Origin of the sequence: Saccharopolyspora sp. 6V (genome assembly GCF_020176785.1) — a bacterium.
GTDB lineage: Bacteria > Actinomycetota > Actinomycetes > Mycobacteriales > Pseudonocardiaceae > Saccharopolyspora_C > Saccharopolyspora_C gregorii.
In genome coordinates, this window is sequence record NZ_JAIUKB010000053.1 from 19,664 (window position 1) to 37,050 (window position 17,387).

General features: G+C 72.7%; 18 protein-coding genes and 1 riboswitch. Of the genes, 6 read left to right on the forward strand and 12 right to left on the reverse strand.

The window, feature by feature from the left end:
• Positions 1–90: 90 nt before the first annotated feature.
• Positions 91–417, reverse strand: coding sequence for an FKBP-type peptidyl-prolyl cis-trans isomerase (locus tag LCD35_RS11720; protein ID WP_224961765.1), 327 nt, complete (start codon positions 415–417; stop codon positions 91–93).
• Positions 418–599: 182 nt separating this feature from the next.
• Between LCD35_RS11720 and LCD35_RS11725 the strand changes: the two genes are divergently transcribed.
• Positions 600–1,232 (forward strand): pyridoxamine 5'-phosphate oxidase family protein, encoded by a 633-nt coding sequence (locus tag LCD35_RS11725; RefSeq protein ID WP_224961763.1) that lies wholly within the window; start codon positions 600–602, stop codon positions 1,230–1,232.
• 26 nt (positions 1,233–1,258) lie between these two features.
• Here the strand turns inward: LCD35_RS11725 and LCD35_RS11730 are convergent, their stop codons facing one another.
• The 4 genes from LCD35_RS11730 to LCD35_RS11745 form a co-directional block, all read right to left on the reverse strand.
• Complete coding sequence (locus LCD35_RS11730) at positions 1,259–1,732, reverse strand: VOC family protein (protein WP_225044169.1); 474 nt, start codon at positions 1,730–1,732, stop codon at positions 1,259–1,261.
• 221 nt (positions 1,733–1,953) lie between these two features.
• Positions 1,954–2,178 (reverse strand): YbdD/YjiX family protein, encoded by a 225-nt coding sequence (locus tag LCD35_RS11735; RefSeq protein WP_225044170.1) that lies wholly within the window; start codon positions 2,176–2,178, stop codon positions 1,954–1,956.
• Positions 2,175–4,295 carry a carbon starvation CstA family protein gene (locus LCD35_RS11740; protein WP_224961757.1) on the reverse strand — a complete coding sequence of 707 codons (2,121 nt, stop codon included), beginning with the start codon at positions 4,293–4,295 and terminating at the stop codon, positions 2,175–2,177. Before LCD35_RS11740 ends, LCD35_RS11735 begins: the two co-directional genes overlap by 4 nt.
• A 265-nt stretch (positions 4,296–4,560) precedes the next feature.
• Complete coding sequence (locus LCD35_RS11745) at positions 4,561–5,382, reverse strand: LLM class F420-dependent oxidoreductase (RefSeq protein WP_224961755.1); 822 nt, start codon at positions 5,380–5,382, stop codon at positions 4,561–4,563.
• 523 nt (positions 5,383–5,905) lie between these two features.
• Between LCD35_RS11745 and LCD35_RS11750 the strand changes: the two genes are divergently transcribed.
• Both LCD35_RS11750 and LCD35_RS11755 read left to right on the forward strand, forming a co-directional pair.
• Positions 5,906–6,430 (forward strand): SigE family RNA polymerase sigma factor, encoded by a 525-nt coding sequence (locus LCD35_RS11750; protein ID WP_224961753.1) that lies wholly within the window; start codon positions 5,906–5,908, stop codon positions 6,428–6,430.
• The gene (locus tag LCD35_RS11755; RefSeq protein WP_224966351.1) at positions 6,427–7,452 is read left to right on the forward strand and encodes a hypothetical protein; all 1,026 of its coding nucleotides are present in this window, start codon (positions 6,427–6,429) and stop codon (positions 7,450–7,452) included. Before LCD35_RS11750 ends, LCD35_RS11755 begins: the two co-directional genes overlap by 4 nt.
• Positions 7,453–7,600: 148 nt before the next feature.
• Here the strand turns inward: LCD35_RS11755 and LCD35_RS11760 are convergent, their stop codons facing one another.
• Positions 7,601–8,869, reverse strand: a complete 1,269-nt coding sequence (locus LCD35_RS11760; RefSeq protein WP_224961749.1) for a hypothetical protein — start codon at positions 8,867–8,869, stop codon at positions 7,601–7,603.
• A 369-nt stretch (positions 8,870–9,238) separates the two neighbouring features.
• Between LCD35_RS11760 and LCD35_RS11765 the strand changes: the two genes are divergently transcribed.
• Complete coding sequence (locus LCD35_RS11765; RefSeq protein WP_224961748.1) at positions 9,239–9,742, forward strand: DUF3145 domain-containing protein; 504 nt, start codon at positions 9,239–9,241, stop codon at positions 9,740–9,742.
• Between the two features lie 61 nt (positions 9,743–9,803).
• The gene (locus LCD35_RS11770; RefSeq protein WP_224961746.1) at positions 9,804–10,391 is read left to right on the forward strand and encodes a hypothetical protein; all 588 of its coding nucleotides are present in this window, start codon (positions 9,804–9,806) and stop codon (positions 10,389–10,391) included.
• Positions 10,392–10,469: 78 nt separating this feature from the next.
• Here LCD35_RS11770 and LCD35_RS11775 read toward each other — a convergent pair whose 3' ends face one another.
• The 5 genes from LCD35_RS11775 to LCD35_RS11795 form a co-directional block, all read right to left on the reverse strand.
• A complete protein-coding gene (locus tag LCD35_RS11775; protein ID WP_224961744.1) occupies positions 10,470–11,717 on the reverse strand; it encodes a beta-ketoacyl synthase in 1,248 nt (415 codons plus the stop codon).
• The gene (locus tag LCD35_RS11780) at positions 11,714–11,953 is read right to left on the reverse strand and encodes an acyl carrier protein (RefSeq protein ID WP_373689974.1); all 240 of its coding nucleotides are present in this window, start codon (positions 11,951–11,953) and stop codon (positions 11,714–11,716) included. The genes LCD35_RS11775 and LCD35_RS11780 overlap by 4 nt, the downstream gene beginning before the upstream one ends.
• A 71-nt stretch (positions 11,954–12,024) precedes the next feature.
• On the reverse strand, positions 12,025–13,005 hold the full coding sequence (locus LCD35_RS11785) for a beta-ketoacyl-ACP synthase III (RefSeq protein WP_224961742.1): 981 nt from the start codon (positions 13,003–13,005) through the stop codon (positions 12,025–12,027).
• Positions 13,002–13,979 (reverse strand): ACP S-malonyltransferase, encoded by a 978-nt coding sequence (locus LCD35_RS11790; RefSeq protein ID WP_255614751.1) that lies wholly within the window; start codon positions 13,977–13,979, stop codon positions 13,002–13,004. The genes LCD35_RS11785 and LCD35_RS11790 overlap by 4 nt, the downstream gene beginning before the upstream one ends.
• 144 nt (positions 13,980–14,123) lie before the next feature.
• On the reverse strand, positions 14,124–15,326 hold the full coding sequence (locus tag LCD35_RS11795) for a CdaR family transcriptional regulator (RefSeq protein ID WP_225044171.1): 1,203 nt from the start codon (positions 15,324–15,326) through the stop codon (positions 14,124–14,126).
• A gap of 245 nt (positions 15,327–15,571) precedes the next feature.
• On the opposite strand from LCD35_RS11795, the gene LCD35_RS11800 reads away from it, so the two are divergent.
• Positions 15,572–16,519, forward strand: coding sequence for an N-acetylmuramoyl-L-alanine amidase (locus LCD35_RS11800; protein WP_225044172.1), 948 nt, complete (start codon positions 15,572–15,574; stop codon positions 16,517–16,519).
• A 210-nt stretch (positions 16,520–16,729) separates the two neighbouring features.
• Here the strand turns inward: LCD35_RS11800 and LCD35_RS11805 are convergent, their stop codons facing one another.
• The gene (locus LCD35_RS11805) at positions 16,730–16,966 is read right to left on the reverse strand and encodes a DUF3263 domain-containing protein (protein ID WP_224966353.1); all 237 of its coding nucleotides are present in this window, start codon (positions 16,964–16,966) and stop codon (positions 16,730–16,732) included.
• 194 nt (positions 16,967–17,160) lie between these two features.
• Positions 17,161–17,305, forward strand: a riboswitch (FMN riboswitch).
• Positions 17,306–17,387: the final 82 nt, after the last annotated feature.

Consider the following 17,387-nt stretch of genomic DNA (forward strand, 5'->3'; position numbering starts at 1 on the left):
CTACCGTCGTTTCAACCGTTGAAATTCATGTCGCTGAGGTGGCCCGGCCACCTGCCCGCGCACCGATCGGCGCGCGGGCGGGCGGGTGGCTCACTTGACCTCGAGGAGCTCGACGTCGAAGTGCAGCGTGGAGTTCGGCGGGATGATCGGCGGGACGCCGCGCTCGCCGTAGGCCTGGGCGGGCGGGATCGTCAGGGTGCGGGTGCCGCCGACGCGCATGCCGACGACGCCGCTGTCCCAGCCCTCGATGACCTGGCCGGAACCCAGCACGAAGGTCAGGCCCTCGCCACGGTCGTGCGACGAGTCGAACTTCGAGCCGTCGCTGAGCGTGCCCGTGTAGTGCAGGGTCACGACGTGGCCGGGCTGGGCCTCGGTTCCCTCGCCGACATTGGTGTCCTCGACCTTGAGATCGCTCACAGCATCCTCCTCCGTTGTGGACCGTTCAGTCTGCCTCGGCGCGTGGTCCCGAGACCGCGCGGGGCTCGGGCGGAAAACCGCCGCCCGTTTCCCTTCGCGGCAAAGCGGATCTCCTTTCCGCGTGGCCGCGGACCCGGTCGCCCGAGACTCGGGTGAGGGTGGACCGGGTCGGAGGGAGCACGATGAGCCGGTACGCGCGCCTGGCGTTCACCGCGGCGGTGCGCGCCATGCAGGTCGAGCAGGGCAGCCGTCCCGCGCACCGCGCCGAACTGGGCGCCGGTGTGGGGCTCGAACCGGATCCGCTGGGGGAGCGGGAGCGCGCGTTCATCGCCGCCCGCGACGGCTGCTACCTGGCTTCGGTGGGGGAGACCGGGTGGCCGTACGTGCAGTTCCGCGGTGGCCCGCCCGGCTTCGTGCACGTCCTCGACGACCGCACCCTCGGCTACGCGGACGTGCGCGGGAACCGGCAGTACATCACCGGTGGGAACCTGCGCGGCGATCCGCGGGTCGCGCTGTTCTTCATGGACTACGCGACGCGGACCCGGTTGAAGCTGTTCGGGCGGGCCTCGGTGCGCGGGCTCGACGAGGATCCGCGGCTCACCGCGCGGCTGGGCGCGCCGCGCGCCGGCGGCCGGGTCGAGCGGCTGGTGCTGATCGACGTCGAGGCGCACGACTGGAACTGCCCGAAGCACATCCCGCACCGCTACTCCGAGGCGGACCTGGCCCGCACGCACGCCCGCCTCGACGCGCTGGAAGCGGAGAACGCGGCCCTCCGCGCCCGCCTCACCGCCCGCGGCGAACCGCCTCCGAGGTGAGTGATCGGAACGGGTGCGCGGGCCGCTCACTCCGCGAGGTAGGCCCGGCGGAGCGGTTCGAGGTCGAGCTTGTGCATGGTGAGCATCTGCCGCATCACGCGATCGGCGCGGGCCGGGTCGGGGTCGTGCAGCATGTCGGTGAGCTCGCGGGGCGCGATCTGCCAGGACAGGCCGTACCGGTCCTTCACCCAGCCGCACGGTCCCTGCTCGCCACCGGCGGTGAGCCGCGTCGTCATCCGGTCCACCTCGTTCTGCGAGGTGCAGTCGACGTGCAACGAGATGGCCTCGCTGAAGGTGAACTCGGGGCCGCCGTTGAGGCCGAGGAACTCCTGCCCGGCGAGCTCGAACGTCACGGTGAGCACGGTGCCCGCCGCACCGGGCCCGGCCTCGCCGTGGCGCAGGACCTCGGTGATCCGGGAGTCCGGGAAGATCGAGGTGTAGAACCGCGCGGCCTCTTCGGCCTGCCCGTCGAACCACAGGCACGTGGTGATCTTCTGCATGGCGTCCTCCAGCCGTCGGCTTGCATCCGACGGGGACGACGCTCCTCGGCCTGAGTGCCGCGCGCACCTCGGCGCCCGCTTTCCGGTCTCGCCCGGTAGATCCGCTCGTGCTCCGGCGGGGCCGCCGCGTGAGGAGGCCGAGCCGCTGAACAGCTCGCAAGCACCGCCGCAGCCGTCACCTCGCGAGGCCCGGCGGAACCTCCGCCCCCGAACAGCAGCGGTCAGCAGCAGCGCGAGCCGGGCTGGACGTCCCCGCGGTCCACGTGCCGCCGCCAGAACTCCCGCTCGCCCAGCGGCGGTGTGCCGGGGTGGTGCGCGCGGTGGTGCTCCAGGTAGCGCTCGTAGGCGGTTTCGCCGACGATGCCCCGGGCGATCTGCCAGGCCTCGCGGGCGGAGCGTCCCAGCCGGGACAGCACCGCCCCCGCGGCGGCGGACCGGGGGCTCACGTCCCCGCGCCCACTTCCTGCCGGTCCTCCGGCTCCCGCCGTTCCCGCATGATCCGCCGCTCCTCGGCGGTGGGGACCAGCCCGGACGGCGCCCACAGCGCCGACTCGGTGTGCGGGGTCTCGGTGTCGGGCAGCGGTGCGGTGCTGCGCAGCGCCTTGATCCACACCCGGATCGCGTCGGCGAGCACCACCAGGATGAGCACGGCGAACAGCACGCTGAGCACGCCGCACACCGTGGAGTTGGTGACGACCTGCCGCATCTCGTCGACGGTGGCCGCCGAGCCCTTGCTGGTCTCCCCGGCGTCGATCGCGGCCTGGTAGGCACTGCGCTGCGCGAAGAAGCCGAGCTTCGGGTCCGCGGAGAACACCTTCTGCCAGCTGGCGGTCAGCGTCACCACGGCGTCCCAGGCCAGCGGCACGATCGTCACCCACGCGTACTTCGCCCGACCCGACTTGATCAGCACGGTGGTCGCGACGGCGAGGGCGACGGCCGCCAGCAGCTGGTTGGCGATGCCGAACAGCGGGAACAACTGGTTGATGCCGCCCAGCGGGTCGTTCACCCCGGTCCACAGGAAGTAGCCCCAGCCGCCGACGATGGCCGCGCTGGAGATCCAGATGCCGGGCTTCCAAGTGACGTCGCCGAAGCGCTTCCACACGTTGCCGACGGTGTCCTGGAGCATGAACCGCCCCACCCGGGTGCCCGCGTCGACGGTGGTGAGGATGAACAGCGCCTCGAACATGACCGCGAAGTGGTACCAGAACGCCCGCATCGCGTCCCCGCCGAGGACCTGCGAGAACACCTCGGAGAGGCCGAGGGCGAGGGTCGGGGCGCCGCCGCTGCGGCCCACCAGCGTCTCCTCGTCCACGGCGGCGGCCGCGGCGGCGAGCTGCTCGGGGCTGATGGAGAACCCGACCCCGGCGACCGCGTCGGACGCGGACTGCAGGGTGTCGCCGAGCGCCGCGCTGGGCATGTTCATCGCGTAGTACATGCCCGGGTCGATGATGCAGGCCGCGGCCAGCGCCATGATCGCCACGAACGACTCGGTGAGCATCCCGCCGTAGCCGATGACCCGGACCTGGGATTCCTTCTCGATCAGCTTCGGCGTGGTGCCGGAGGACACCAGCGCGTGGAACCCGGACAGCGCACCGCACGCGATCTGGATGAACACGAACGGGAACAGGGTGCCCGCGAACACCGGCCCCTGGCCGTTGAACGCGAACTCGGTGATCGCCTCGGTCTTCATCACCGGCATCGCGATGAGGATCGACACGGCCAGCATCACGATGACGCCGACCTTCATGAACGTGCTCAGGTAGTCCCGTGGCGCCAGCAGTATCCACACCGGCAGCACCGAGGCGATGAAGCCGTACACGACGAGCGCCAGCACCACTTCGTTGCCGGAGAGCGTGAACGTTCCGGCGAGCGCGGAGTCGGCGACCCAGCTGCCGCCGATGATGCTCAGCAGCAGCAGCGCGATCCCGATGATCGAGGTCTCGATGATCCGCCCCGGCCGCAGGAACCGCAAATAGATGCCCATGAACAGGGCGATCGGGATGGTCATGCCGATGGAGAACGTGCCCCACGGCGAGCCCTTCAGCGCACCGACCACGACCAGCGCCAGCACCGCCAGCAGGATGATCATGATGGCGAGCACGGCGATGAGCGCGGCGATGCCGCCCACCGGCCCGATCTCCTCCCGCGCCATCTGCCCGAGGCTGCGCCCGTCGCGGCGGGTGGAGAAGAACAGCACCACCATGTCCTGCACGGCGCCCGCGAACACGACGCCGACGATGATCCAGATGGTGCCGGGCAGGTAGCCCATCTGCGCGGCCAGCACCGGCCCCACCAGCGGTCCGGCGCCCGCGATCGCCGCGAAGTGGTGCCCGAACAGCACCCTGCGGTCGGTGGGCTGGAAGTCGGCCGCGTTGTTCAGCCGCTCCGCCGGGGTGGCGCGGGTGTCGTCGGTCCGCAGCACCCGGTAGGCGATGAACCGCGCGTAGAACCGGTACCCGATCGCGTAGGAGGCCAGCGCGGCGAACACCAGCCAGGCCGCGGAGATCTCCTCGCCGCGGCTGAGCGCGATGACGCCCCAGGCGATGGCCCCCACCACTGCCACCAGCGTCCACACGAGGACCTGCCGGGGACTCCACTTCCGTCGTGGTGACGCCTCGTCCGTCGGCGTCGTTGTCGTCGTGTTCGCCACCGTCCCCGGTCTCCGTTTCCGCGATCAAGCAGTTGTGCACGCAACATGCCTCGTTGATCGCACCGATCTGCAAAGCAGTCGCAAGGATCTGCCTGCGGTGTCCCCCATGTCCAGTGCAAGACCGGGAAGTAACCAGGATGTAAGGGGCGGCCGCCGGCACCGGCCGCCCCCGCGCGGCTCAGCCGTGCCGGGCCACCACGCCGGCGAGCAGGTCGAGCCGTTCCAACGTCGCGTCCCGCGGCTTCGTCGGCAGGTAGAACAGGACGCGGTCCACCCCGGCCGCCGCGTACTCCTCCAGCGGTGCGTCCTTCGGCGCGGCGTACAGCGACACCGGCACCCGCCACCCGGCGCGCTCGCGCACCTTCTCGACCAGTTCGCCCAGGTTCTCGGTGCCCGCCCGGGGCAGCCAGCCGCCGCCGTACTCGGCGACGCGGGCGAAGGAGCGCTCGCTCTCACCGCCGATGTAGATCGGCGGGTGCGGGCTCTGCACCGGCTTCGGCCACGAGTACACCGGGTCGAAGTCGACGTGCTCCCCGTGGAACTCGGCGAGCTCGTTGGTCCAGATCTCGCGCATCGCCCGGATCCGCTCGTCCATCAGCGCGCCGCGCCTGCCCGGATCCGTGCCGTGGTTGCGCATCTCGTCGCGGTTCCAGCCCGCGCCGATGCCGAACACCACCCGCCCACCCGAGACGAGGTCCAGGCTGGCGACCTCCTTCGCCGTGGTGATCGGGTCGCGCTGCACCATCAGCGCGATCCCGGTGCCCAGCACCAGCTTCTCCGTCACGGCCGCGGCCGCGGTGAGGCTCACGAACGGGTCCAGGGTGCGGTAGTAGATGCGGGGCAGGTCGCCTCCGCCCGGGTAGGGCGTCTCGCGGCTCGCGGGGATGTGGGTGTGCTCGGCGAGGAACATCGCGTCGAACCCGCGTTCCTCCAGAGCACGACCCAGTTCCGCGGGCCCGATGCCTTCGTCGGTGTTGAACGTCGAGATGCCGAACTTCATGTCGGTTCAGGCGGCCGGGAGGCCGCCTATCCTCCCATCGCATGCCGAACGCGGAACAGATCCCGTGTCGCCGCCGACGGTAGTCGAACGCGCACCCGGCGGCATCGGCTGCCAAACGGGCGAGTGAGCGCGGCGTTGATCGGCTGACCAGCGGTTACACCATCAGGACGATCTTGGATGTGTCGATTCCCACTCGTCGCCGCGTCCGGCTGGAGCCAGGTCGCGACCACCTCCGTCCGCTGTGGACCGAACCGTCGGCCGGATGCGGCGAACCCCGACGCGGCGGTGGCCCCGCAGGCCGCGCGGCCTGCGCGGACCGGCCTCCGCTGGTCCTGCGCGGTACCGGGACCGGCCGTCGCGTCCGAGGCCGACGATCACTCCGCGAGGCCGTTCGTGGCGGACGGTAAGCTGCGCCTCTCCGCCGGTCGGAGCCAACGGTGGAAATCCGGTCCGCGTCGGCTGCCAACCGCGAAGGGGGTCTCGGGCGTCGTGCAGAGATGTGACGGTTTCGATCGCATTGCCCGTGACCGCCTGGCCGGGCGACGGGCTGGCGGCCATGGATGAACTGACGACCAAACTCACCGAGCTCTACCAGGACAACTACCGGCAACTGCTGCGCATAGCCGTGCTGCTCGTCGATGATCGCGCCTCCGCGGAGGACATCGTGCAGGACGCCTACGTGCGGGTGTTCGACTCCAGGGCGCGGCTGCGCGATCCGGAGAAGGCGCTGGCGTTCCTGCGGCAGGCGGTGCTCAACCGGGCCCGGTCGGTGCTGCGGCGCCGGATGGTCGCCAAGCGGTACCAACCTCGGATCGCCACCGAGGACTCGCGTCCGGACGACACCGGGCGCGGACTGGACCGGGCGGTGCTCGCCGACGCGCTCACCCAGCTGCCGCGCAGGCAGCGGGAAGCGGTGGTGCTGCGCTACTACGCCGACTTCAGCGAAGCGCGCACCGCGCAGCTGATGGGCGTGAGCCAGGGTGCGGTGAAGTCGTACTGCTCGCGGGGAGTGGCACGGCTGTCGGATCTGCTGCGGGAGCGGGTGTGAGGGATCCAAACGACACGCAGGACGTCGACGAGCTGCGCAGCGCGCTGCACGCCATCGTCGACGACGTCGAGCCGCGCGGGGACACCCTGCCCAGGCTGCTGGCCGCCCGGCAGCGCCGGTCCCGCAGGCCCTCGCGGCGCCCGCTGATCGCCGCGGGCGGGATCGCGGTCGCCGCCACCGCCGCGTTCCTGGTGGTCCTCGCGGTCGTGCCCACCGGCCCGCGGGCGCCGGAACCGGTCAGCATCGCCCCGAACAGCTACGTCGCCGCGCCCGCCACGTCGCTCGCCTCGTTCGACGTGCTCACCGGGAAGCGCAACGACGTGCTCGCCGACCTGCCCGCGCCGGTGCGCGGATCGCTGGCCGCCGACGGGAACCGCGTGTACGCGACCGTCCCGGCCGACGGCGGCAGCGACATCGTCGTGCTCGGCCCGGACCGCATCGTGCGCCCGGTGGCGCACCGCACCGGCAGCGGCACCGCACTGGCAGCGGGCGACGGGCTGTTCGCCTACTCCGACGACGACGAGATCGTCGTCGACGGAGCCGGTCCGGCGCGCCGGATACCCGTTCCGGCCGGGCAGCAGGTGCACGACCTGGCGGTCGGCGGTGGTGGGCGGCTCGCGGTGCTCACCTCCGACTCCGCGATCCACGTGGTGGCACCCGGCGCCGGCGAACTGGGGGCGCCGGTGCCGCAGCCCGCCGGGACCTGCGGGCCGCGCGCGCTCGCCTGGGCCGAGCGGGACCTCGCGGTGCTCGCCGCCACCGACTGCGGCGGTGCGGAGCGGCTGCGGATCGCCACGCTCGACGCGGACAGCGGCCGGGCGATCGGCGGCGGTGTTCCGTTCGGCACCGGGGGCGACGTCCCCGCCGAGCAGGTGCAGCTGTCGGTGGACCGCGTCGGCCGGTACCTCGTGTCCGCCGGCGACGGCAGGCAGTGGCTCATCGACGGCACCGACGTGCGCCCGGTCGCACCGGCCTGCTCGGACGACGGGTGCGCCACCGCTCCCGCCACCTTCTGGGGTTGAACCGCCGCACCCGTCGTGCTCGGCCGGTGCGGCGGAACCGCCGGCTGCTCCCGCCGCGGAGAGGACGTCCTCCGCGCGAGGGCCCCCCCGAGGACGCCCGGGCGGCCCGCGCGTGGATTCGCTCATCGGCGGGCGGAACAGGTGGCCGCTACGCCGGGGCGCGCAGGCGGAGGCCCCGTTCGGCGAGGGCGCGCAGCGCGACGTCGTCCGGATCCGACCGGCCCTCGGCCCACGCGGCCTGCACCGCCCGCAGCCGCCCGCCGGTCTGCTGCACCGCCGCCGCGGCGTCCGCGAACTCCGGCGAGCTCGGCATCCCCGGCTCCGCGCCCGAGTCGGCGATGCCGCCGGAACCGGGCGTGTTCAGCAGCTCCCGCAGGTTCCGCGCCGGGGTCGCCGACCCCAGGTCCACCACCGCGACCGACACGACCGCCGTGCGGCCCGCCGTCTCCCCGTCGAAGACCTGCCGGGACAGCCCCTCGCACGGGTGCCGCTGGAACCAGGCCCGCACGTCCCCGAACGCGGCCTCGGTGCAGTCCCCGCCCTGCTCGGCGCTGGTCCGGGTGAACGCGACGCCGTCCACCCGCTGCGCCGCGACCTCCCGAGCCCCCTCCGAACCACCGGCCAGCAGCAGCGCGGACACCGCACCGGCCAGCACCACCGCCACCGCGCCCAGCACCAGCAGCTTCGCGCGGCGCGGCACCGCGGCGAGCCGCTCCCGCAGGCCGTCCGGGCGCGCGGGCGGGCCGGGCGCCGGCTCGTCCGCCACCTTCGGGATGAGCAGCGTGCTCGCCACGGCGAGGTCGGGCGCCACCGAATCCGGGAAGCCCTCCTCGGTCAGCTCCGCCACCGAGATCCGGCGCGTGCGCTCGTCGAGGACGCCCAGCACCTTCCGAGCAGCCTCCACCCCGCACGCCCGCTCGTAGGTGGCGAGCTCGCGGGCCGCCGCGAGCATGCTCGTCGTGGACGGGTACAGCACCCGCACCCCGCGGTGCAGATCGCTCGTCGGCTGGATGATCCGCTCCGCGTAGGGACCGACGGCGATGATCGCGGCCACCGGCAGCGGTTCCGCGCCCCGGGACTGCAGCGCGCGGGCCAGCGCGGCGGCCGACTCCAGCGCGTCCAGCGCGGGGTTCATCGCCGAGTCCTGGCGCAGCAGCGGCCAGCCGTCCACCGTCCACGGCGTCTGCACCGGGGCCTCCAGCGAGAGCACCGACCCCGGCAGGTCCACGCCGACGACCACCACGATGCCGCGGGGCAGCACCAGCACCGCGTCCAGCGCCCGCGGCGCCCCCGGCGGCCGCACGCCGCACACCGCGACCCCGCCGTACACGCCGCTGCCCGGCCCCCAGGCCGTCACGGCCGCCCGGATGTCCGCGCCGATCTCGGTCGGCTCCTCGCCGAGCCGCACCACTCGCATGCTCGTCTCCCGTCCCCGAAGCTCGGGCCGGCCTGCCGCCGCCGGGCCCGGGTCGGCATTCTCGCCTACTCCGCGTACTCCCCCGTTCGAGTGGTATCGGCCACTCGTCCGCACCTGCTCCGTTGCGCCGTTCGGGGCGCCCGCTGCGTCGCGCGGGTGCGCCCGGAACTGCGACGACCCCGCGCCGGGTGGGCCGGGGAGCTCCGGCGAACCGTAGTCGAACCGCGCGACCCGTACGGGGAGTTCACCCACTTCATGTGGCGGTCGCGGTCGAGGCCCGTGCAGAATGACGCCGATCACCCGTGATCGGATCGCCGCAGGACGAGGTCGTAGGGGAAGACGTCCCTCGTCGAACAGCGGAGGTCAGCAGTGAGCACCCGTGGCAGCACAAGTGGCGTGATCTACGTCCACTCGTCGCCGTCTGCGGTCTGTCCGCACATCGAGTGGGCCGTTGCCGGCGCACTCGGCACGCGGGCGGAACTCCGCTGGACGGCGCAACCCGCGGCGCCTGGGCAGTTGCGCGCCGAACTCACCTGGACCGGCGAACCCGGTACCGGATCCAAGCTCGTCACCGCGCTGCGCGCGTGGCCGATGCTGCGCTTCGAGATCACCGAGGACCCCAGCCCGGGGATCGACGGGCAGCGCTTCTGCCACGTGCCCGGGCTCGGCCTGTGGAACGCGCGCACCAGCGCCAACGGCGACATCGTCGTCAGCGAGGACCAGTTGCGCACGCTCGCCGCCAACAGCCGCGGCTCCGAATCGTTCACCCACCGCGTCGACCAGCTGCTCGGCGCCGCCTGGGACGCGGAGCTGGAGCTGTTCCGCCACGCGGGCGACGGCGCACCGGTCAGCTGGCTGCACCGGGTGGGCTGACCGAGGTCCGGTCCGCGCCCGGTGCGGTCGCGGGACGTGCGGCTGTGGGAAGCTGATCGGCGTGCAGTCGTATTCTCCGGCCGGTCGTTCGCAGCACTCCTGGTGGAAGTGGGGGGTGCCGATCGCCGCGCTCGTGCTGATCGCGGCGGGCGTCGGCGGGGTCGCGGCGCAGCAGTACTACCCCGACTCGGTGCTCGCGGGCATCGACCCGGGCGTGCCGGGGCAGCCGGAGAGCTCCGAGTACGCCAACATCGAGTTCACCCCGGACGCGGAGGCGCACCCGGACCACGCGGACATCCGCTGGACCCTCCAGATGCACTTCAACGCGATCAACACGCGCCGCTACGAGACCTGGAAGACCACGGTCGTCGCGGCCAAGCAGCAGCAGCTGCCCGAGGACAAGTGGCAGCGCGAGTACGCCACCACGCGCGACGCCGCCATCAAGGTGCACCGGATCGAACCGGGCCCGGACGACTCGGTGCGCGTCCTGATGACCTTCGTCAGCACCCAGGACCCGAAGGACGCCCCCGCCGGGATGCAGTCGGCGTGCCTGCGGTGGCGCGTGGTCTACCCGATGGTCGTGGACGGCGGCGGGTTCCGGCTCGACACCAACAGCCTGCCGGGCAGCGCGCTCGCCGTGCCCTGCTGACGGCAGCCGCACGACGAGGAGCGCCCCGCCCTCCGGTTCGCACCGGGAGGCGGGGCGCTCGCGCGAGCGGCCGGGACATCAGGCCTTGGTGAAGGCCAATGCCACGTTGTGCCCGCCGAAACCGAAGGAGTTGTTCACCGCGGCCGACACCTCGACGTGCCGCGGCTTGTCCGTCACCACGTCCAGCTCCACCTTCGGGTCGAGCTCGTCGAGGTTGCGGGTGGGCGGGATCTGCCCGTGGTAGATCGACAGCAGCGTCACGATGCTCTCGACCGCACCGGCGCCGCCCACGAGGTGCCCGAGCGCGCTCTTCGGCGCGGTCAGCGCGACCCCGTCGCCGAACGCCTTGCGGATCGCCGCCGCCTCGCCCACGTCACCGACCACGGTGGAGGTCGCGTGCGCGTTGACGTGCTCGACGTCGGAGGTGGACAGGCCCGCGGTGCGCACGGCCTGCGTCATCGCGTTGACCTGGCCGACGCCGTCCGGGTGGCTGCCGGTGATGTGGTAGGCGTCGGAGGTGATGCCCACCCCGCCCAGCCGGCCGTAGATCCGCGCTCCGCGCGCCTTGGCGTGCTCGGCGCTCTCCAGGATCACCACGCCGGCGCCTTCGCCGAGGACGAAGCCGTCCCGGCCCGTGTCGAACGGGCGCGAGGCCAGCTCGGGCTCGTCGTTGCGGGTGCTCAGCGTCCGGGCCTGGCAGAACCCGGCCACGGTGATCTGGTGGATGCAGGACTCGGCGCCACCGGCCACGACCACGTCGGCCTGCCCGGAGCGGATCATGTCCCACCCGCGCGCCAGCCCCTCCGCACCGGAGGCGCAGGCGGAGGCGGGGGAGTGCACCCCGGCTCGCGCGCGCAGGTCGATGCCGACGTGCGCCGCGGGCCCGTTGGGCATGAGCATCGGCACGGTCAGCGGCGAGATCTTGCGCAGCCCGTGCTGCTCCAGCAGGTCGTCCTGGTCGAGCAGCGTCACCGGACCGCCGATCCCGGTGCCGAGCGCGACACCGAGCCGATCCGGATCCACCGACTGGTGCTCGTCGGTGGGCATGTCGTAACCGGCGTCGCTCCAGGCCTGGCGGGCCGCGATGATCGCGATCGCCTGGCAGCGGTCCAGCCGGCGCAGCTGCACGCGGGGCAGCACCTCGGCGGGCTCCACGACCAGCGGAGCGCCGATCTTGGCGGGCAGGTCGTACTTGTCGACCCATTCCGCCGTCAGCCTGCGCACCCCGCTGCGACCGGTCAGCAGACCGTCCCAGGTGGACGCGACGTCACCACCGAGTGGTGTCGTCGCGCCCATCCCGGTGATGACGACGTCGGTCGCCGTCATGCGTTCTTGGTGATGTAGTCCACCGCATCACCCACGGTCTTGAGGTTCGCCAGCTCGTCGTCGGGGATCTTGACGCCGAACTTGTCCTCCGCCTGCACGGCGATCTCGACCATCGACAGCGAGTCGATGTCGAGGTCGTCGACGAAGGACTTCTCGACGGTGACCTCGTCGGCGTCCACACCCGCGACCTCTTCGACGATGCCGGCGAGACCCTGCGCGATTTCCTCGTTCGCCACGATGGTTCCTTTCGTTGTTGCGGTGGTCACCGCGGACGTGCCCGCGGCGGTTCCGGTGAGCGCGGACGCGCTCAGGGGCAGATCACGACCTGGCCGGCGTAGGACAATCCCGCCCCGAAACCGACCAGGAGCAGCACATCGCCGCTGGAGAGCTCGCCCGCCGACCGCATGTGGTCGATCGCGAGCGGGATCGACGCGGCCGAGGTGTTGCCCGAGTAGACGATGTCACGCGCGACCACCAGGTCGTCGCGGGCACCCTGGCTCTGCAGCTTCTTGGCGATGCCCTCGACGATCCGCAGGTTCGCCTGGTGCGCGACCAGGGCGTCCACATCGGACAGCTCCAGGCCCGCGAGCTCCACGGCCCGCATCGCCACCGGCGCGATCTGGGTGGTCGCCCAGCGGAAGACCGACTGGCCCTCCTGGTAGATGTACTTGCCGTCGCGCAGGTAGATCGTGTCGACCAGGTCACCCGCGCTGCCCAGCGCGGCCGGGGCGATGCCCGGCTCGTCGGCCGGTCCCACGACCGCCGCACCCGCGCCGTCGGCGAAGATGATGCAGTTCGCCCGGTCCTCCCAGTCGATCCACTCCTGGAACCGCTCCGCGCCGATCACCAGCACCCGGCGGGCCGAACCGGCCAGCACCATGTCCGATGCGGTGTTGAGCGCGTAGCAGAACCCGGCGCAGGCGGCGTTGAGGTCGAACGCGCCGGAGGCCTTGATGCCGATCTTGTCGGCGACCTGCGCGGCCGCGTTGGGGATCCCGCCCGGCATCGTGCAGGTCGCGATGATCACCTGGTCGACGTCGGCCGGAGTCAGGCCCGCGTCGGCGATCGCCTTCGAACCGGCCTCCACGGCCATCGAGACCACGGTCTGGTCCTCGTCGCCGAGGCGGCGGTGCACGATGCCGACGCGCTGCTGGATCCACTCGTCGTTCGTGTCGACGATCTCGGCCAGGTCGTGGTTGGTCACGACCCGGTTGCCCTGGGTGCTACCGAAGCCGAGCAGCTTGGTCGCCGCCGGTCCGGTGGACTTGCGCAGGGTCGGTGTGCTCACGCATCGCTCCCAGAGGTGTTCGCGTCCTGGGCGGTCTCCTCGGAGTCCGCTGCCAGCAGGTCGGCGACCTTGTCGAGGTCTTCGGGCTTCTTCAGCGCCACGGTCTTGGTGCCCTTGAGCTCGCGGCGCACCAGGCCGGTCAGCGCACCGGCGGGCGGGAACTCGACCACCGCCGTCACCCCGCGCTCGGCGAGGGCGGTCATGCAGTGGTCCCAGCGCACCGGCCGGGTGATCTGCGCGACGAGCAGGCGCACGAACTCGTCGCCGGACTCGACGAACGAGCCGTCCGAGTTGGACAGCAGCGGGAACGCCGGGTCCTTCGCCGCCGCCTCCTGCGCCCGCGCGCCGAACGCGTCCTGCGCGGGAGCCATGAAGCGGGTGTGGAACGCCCCGGCCACGGCCAGCGGACGCACCTTCGTGCCCGGCAGCGGCTCCTCGGCCAGCGCCTCCAGCGCGGGCTTGCGGCCGGCCGCGACGATCTGGCCCGCACCGTTGCAGTTCGCCGGGTCCAGGCCCAGCGACTCCAGGTGGGAGATCACGGCGTCCCGGTCCCCGCCCATCACCGCGGACATCGCGGTCGGTTCCAGGGCGCACGCCGCCGCCATCTCCCGGCCGCGCACCGCGGCCAGCGCGACCGCGTCGTCGGGGGAGAGCACGCCTGCGATCGCCGCCGCCGCCAGCTCGCCCACCGAATGACCAGCCACCGGGGTCTCCGCGGGCACGTCGAAGCGGGCGCGCAGCTGCTCGGCCGCCAGCAGGGACAGCGCCACCACCAGCGGCTGCGTGACCGCGGTGTCCTTGATCTCGTCCGCGTCGGCGGTGGTGCCCAACCGGACCAGGTCCAGGCCGGCGTGCTCCGACCAGGCCTCGACGCGCTCGCGGGCGCCGTCCGGTTCGAGCCACGGGGAGAGCATGCCGGGGGCCTGGGAGCCCTGTCCGGGAGCGAGGAGCGCGATCACCCTGCTACTACACATGGCCGACCGAGATCGGCGTGATGCCGGTACGGACGAAGTCCGAGGCACAATCTTGTGGAGTGTCTACAAGGACAACGACGATTCGGGCATCACGCACCGTGATTCGTTGTCGCTCGTGCCGGTCCGGTGCCGACACGGGACCGATCACCACAGGCCGCGGGCCCGCGCCAGCCGGCCCACGGACAACGCTACCCGCAGCACCAGGGCGTCCCGCGCGTTCGCCGGGGTGCGGCCGGTCAGCTCGGCGACCCGGCGCAGCCGGTACCGCACGGTGTTCGGGTGCACGTACAGCTGCCGGGCGCAGTTCTCCAGCACCCCGCCCAGCTCCAGGTAGGTGTCCACCGTCTCCAGCAGCGCACCGCCCGCGTCCACCAGCGGCAGCACGATGCCCTCGACCAGCTGGCGCTCCGCCTCCGGATCACCGGCCAGCGCGCGCTCCGGGAGCAGGTCCTCCGCCAGCACCGGGCGCGGCGCCGTCGGCCAGGCCACCACCGCCCGCAGGCCGGACATCGCGTCCGCCGCCGAGCGGTGCGCCTCGGACAGGCTCGCCACCGTCGGGCCGACCACCACGGGGCCGCTGTCGAAGGCCTCCGCCAGCTTGTCCGCCGCCGCCGGCGCGCCGTGGTCGTCGGACGGGCCGCCGAACACCACCACCAAGCGGGTGCCCTGCACGCCGAGCAGCACCGGACGTCCGGCGCGGGCCGCGCTCCGGCGCACCTGGTAGATGATCGTCGGCGGGTCGTCGGAGGGGGCCGTGCCGACCAGCACCGTCGCCTCCGAACCCGGCTCCCAGCCGAGCGCGGCGGCCCGCGACAGCAGCGACTCCTCGGGGTCGCCGCGCACGATGCCGTCCACGACGAGCGCCTCCAGCCGCGCGTCCCACGCACCGCGCGCCTCGGCCGCCGCCGCGTACGAGGTGGCCGCCGCGAACGCGATCTCCCGCGTGTAGCGCAGGATCGACTCGGTGAGCGCGGTGCGCTCCGCCTCCTGCTCGGCGAGTTCCGGCAACCGCTGCTCGAACACGTCGATCGCCGCGCGCACCAGGTCCAGCGTCTGCCGCAGGCTCACCCACCGCGACAGGTCCTTCGGAGCGGCGCGGAACGCCTCCGCCGTCAACCGGATGGCCTCCGTCGGATCCTGCATCCAGGCCACGAAGTTCGACACCCCGGTCTGCGTCACCAGCAGCACGCTCGCCCGCTGATCGGCGGGCAGCCTGCGGAACCACGGCAACCGCTGCTCCATGGCGCCGACGCTCGCCGTCGCCAGGTCCCCGGAAGCCCGCTCCAGTGCGCGCAGGGTGGTCGAGGAAATGCGTTCGCCTTGTTCACCTGCGCCTTCGGAATGCATGCCGCCAGAATCGCACGCCCCCGCGACGCCCGGTGCCGGGCACCGCGTGCACCGCGGACCGGGCGACCAGGTAGGCGGGACCGGGGTCCGGCGCGGCGTCGCCCGCTCGCCACGCCCGGTTCGGCCCCCGGAAACCGGCAGCGCAGCGGCATTTCATCCGATCAGGCGTGGCCGGTGCGGCGCACCGCGGGACACGATGGGAGCAGGCGACGCGGCCACCGACGGCCGCCAGGGGAGTGATGGCGATGGCTCTGCCGCTGGTGTGGCTGGGAGACGTGCTGCGGGCGGCGGGGCTCACCGTCGTGGAGACGCCCGGATGGCTGGAACGCACCGCGAACTCGGGCGCGCAGCCCGAACCCGTCGGGGTGCTGGAGCACCACACCGCCACGGTCGCCTCCTACGAGGACCCGGCGCCGAGCCTGCAGCTCGTCGTCGACGGGCGGTCCGACCTGGCCGGGCCGCTGTGCCACGGGCTGATCGGCTTCGACGGCGTGGTGCACTTGATCTCCGCCGGGCGCGCCAACCACGCTGGGAAGGCGCGGGCCGCCGGGCCGGTGCCCGAAGGCGACGGCAACGTGCTCTACGTCGGCTTCGAATGGGACTACCAGGGCGTCGAGCAGGGGCCCAGCCCCGAGCAGTACGCCGCAGCGCTGACCGCGACCAGGGCCGTGCTCGACCACATCGGAGCACCTCCCGAGGCCGCGCGCGGGCACAAGGAGACCAGCGTGACCGGCAAGATCGACCCCGGCCACGTCGACCTGGACCGCTTCCGGGCCGAACTCGCCACGAGTGAACAGGAGAACGCCGACATGACGCCCGAACAGGACGCGATCCTGCGCCGCATCGAGAACGAGTTGCTGGGCCCGCGCGGGCCGGAAGGGCAGATCGCCGGCTGGAACACCGCGCTCGGACCGCGCACCCCGGTGGCGATGCTGGTGGACCTCGTCAACGGGCTGCTCGCCACGCAGACCCCAGCGCCGCAGCAGCAGGCCGCCCCGCAGCAGCAGGCGCCCGCCGTGCCGCAGCAGCAGGCTCCACCGGCTCCCGCGCAGACCGCGGGCGACGTCGAGTCGATCAAGGCCGCGTTCGCCGCGCTGTCACCGGCGCAGGCCGCGCCGCTGCTCGCGGACCTGGTGCGCATCCAGCAGGAGCGCCAGCTCACCCCGGAGCAGCAGGCCGCCGCGGACGCTTAGGCCACCGCTCGGCCGCACATCGCCTGGGTGGGGGCGGAACCGCACGGCTCGTCCTCGCGCGCGGTGGGTGCTTCGCCGGTTCCCGGGGGAGGGAGTCGCCGGAGTTCCCGAGACCGGGGTCTCCGGGAGAAAGCCGCCGCGGTCCTGCTGCCCGAGTTCCCCGCGCCCGGAGCCGAGGGGCGGGCCGTGGGCGGTCGAACTCGGCGGAGGTCAGCGCCGGGGGGCCGCCGCTCGACGATCGGAGCGTTCGGCCCGCATCCGCAATAATCGCTTCACCAGGACCGGCTGCTGGGCCAGCGCCTCCGGCTCGTCCAGCAACCGGTTGAGCCGCTGGTAGTAGCGCGTCGGCGAGAGGCCGAACCGCTCCTGGATGACGCGGTCCTTGCTGCCCGGGTAGCGCCAGAACTCGCTCTCGAACGCCAGGATCGCCTGATCGACGTCGTTCACCCCGCCACCCCCTTCGCGTCGAGCGCTCGCCGCCCGGCCGATGAGATCCGTTCAACCGGAGATCGCCACTGTACCCCGCGACGCACGTTTGTTCGATCACTTGAGCGACGACTCACCCGTGGTGTGATCCGAGCCACCAGTTGGCGACGGAACAACTCCCGCGGTCGACGATGTTGGCAGGAGTACGAGAAGTCGTGCGCTCCGGGGCTCGGTGAGATTCCGAACCGGCGGTGACAGTCCGCGAACCGGCGCCTCCCGGCCGAACCCGGCCCGGGGAGCCCGGCCGATCCGGTGGAATTCCGGAACCGACGGTGACAGTCCGGATGGGAGGCGGCGCACGGGTACCTGACCGGAACCGGTCGCCGTCCGCGGCACCGGCGCCCGTCGCGTTCCCGACCATCCCCGGCGCCAGGACCGGCTG

Bases quoted from the DNA above. Each gene is read 5' to 3' on its own strand.
- LCD35_RS11725 (WP_224961763.1), top strand. From the start codon at position 600: ATGAGCCGGTACGCGCGCCTGGCGTTCACCGCGGCGGTGCGCGCCATG.
- LCD35_RS11730 (WP_225044169.1), bottom strand. From the start codon at position 1,732: ATGCAGAAGATCACCACGTGCCTGTGGTTCGACGGGCAGGCCGAAGAG.
- LCD35_RS11745 (WP_224961755.1), bottom strand. From the start codon at position 5,382: ATGAAGTTCGGCATCTCGACGTTCAACACCGACGAAGGCATCGGGCCC.
- LCD35_RS11760 (WP_224961749.1), bottom strand. From the start codon at position 8,869: ATGCGAGTGGTGCGGCTCGGCGAGGAGCCGACCGAGATCGGCGCGGAC.
- LCD35_RS11775 (WP_224961744.1), bottom strand. From the start codon at position 11,717: ATGACGGCGACCGACGTCGTCATCACCGGGATGGGCGCGACGACACCA.
- LCD35_RS11790 (WP_255614751.1), bottom strand. From the start codon at position 13,979: ATGTGTAGTAGCAGGGTGATCGCGCTCCTCGCTCCCGGACAGGGCTCC.
- LCD35_RS11795 (WP_225044171.1), bottom strand. From the start codon at position 15,326: ATGCATTCCGAAGGCGCAGGTGAACAAGGCGAACGCATTTCCTCGACC.
- LCD35_RS11800 (WP_225044172.1), top strand. From the start codon at position 15,572: ATGGCTCTGCCGCTGGTGTGGCTGGGAGACGTGCTGCGGGCGGCGGGG.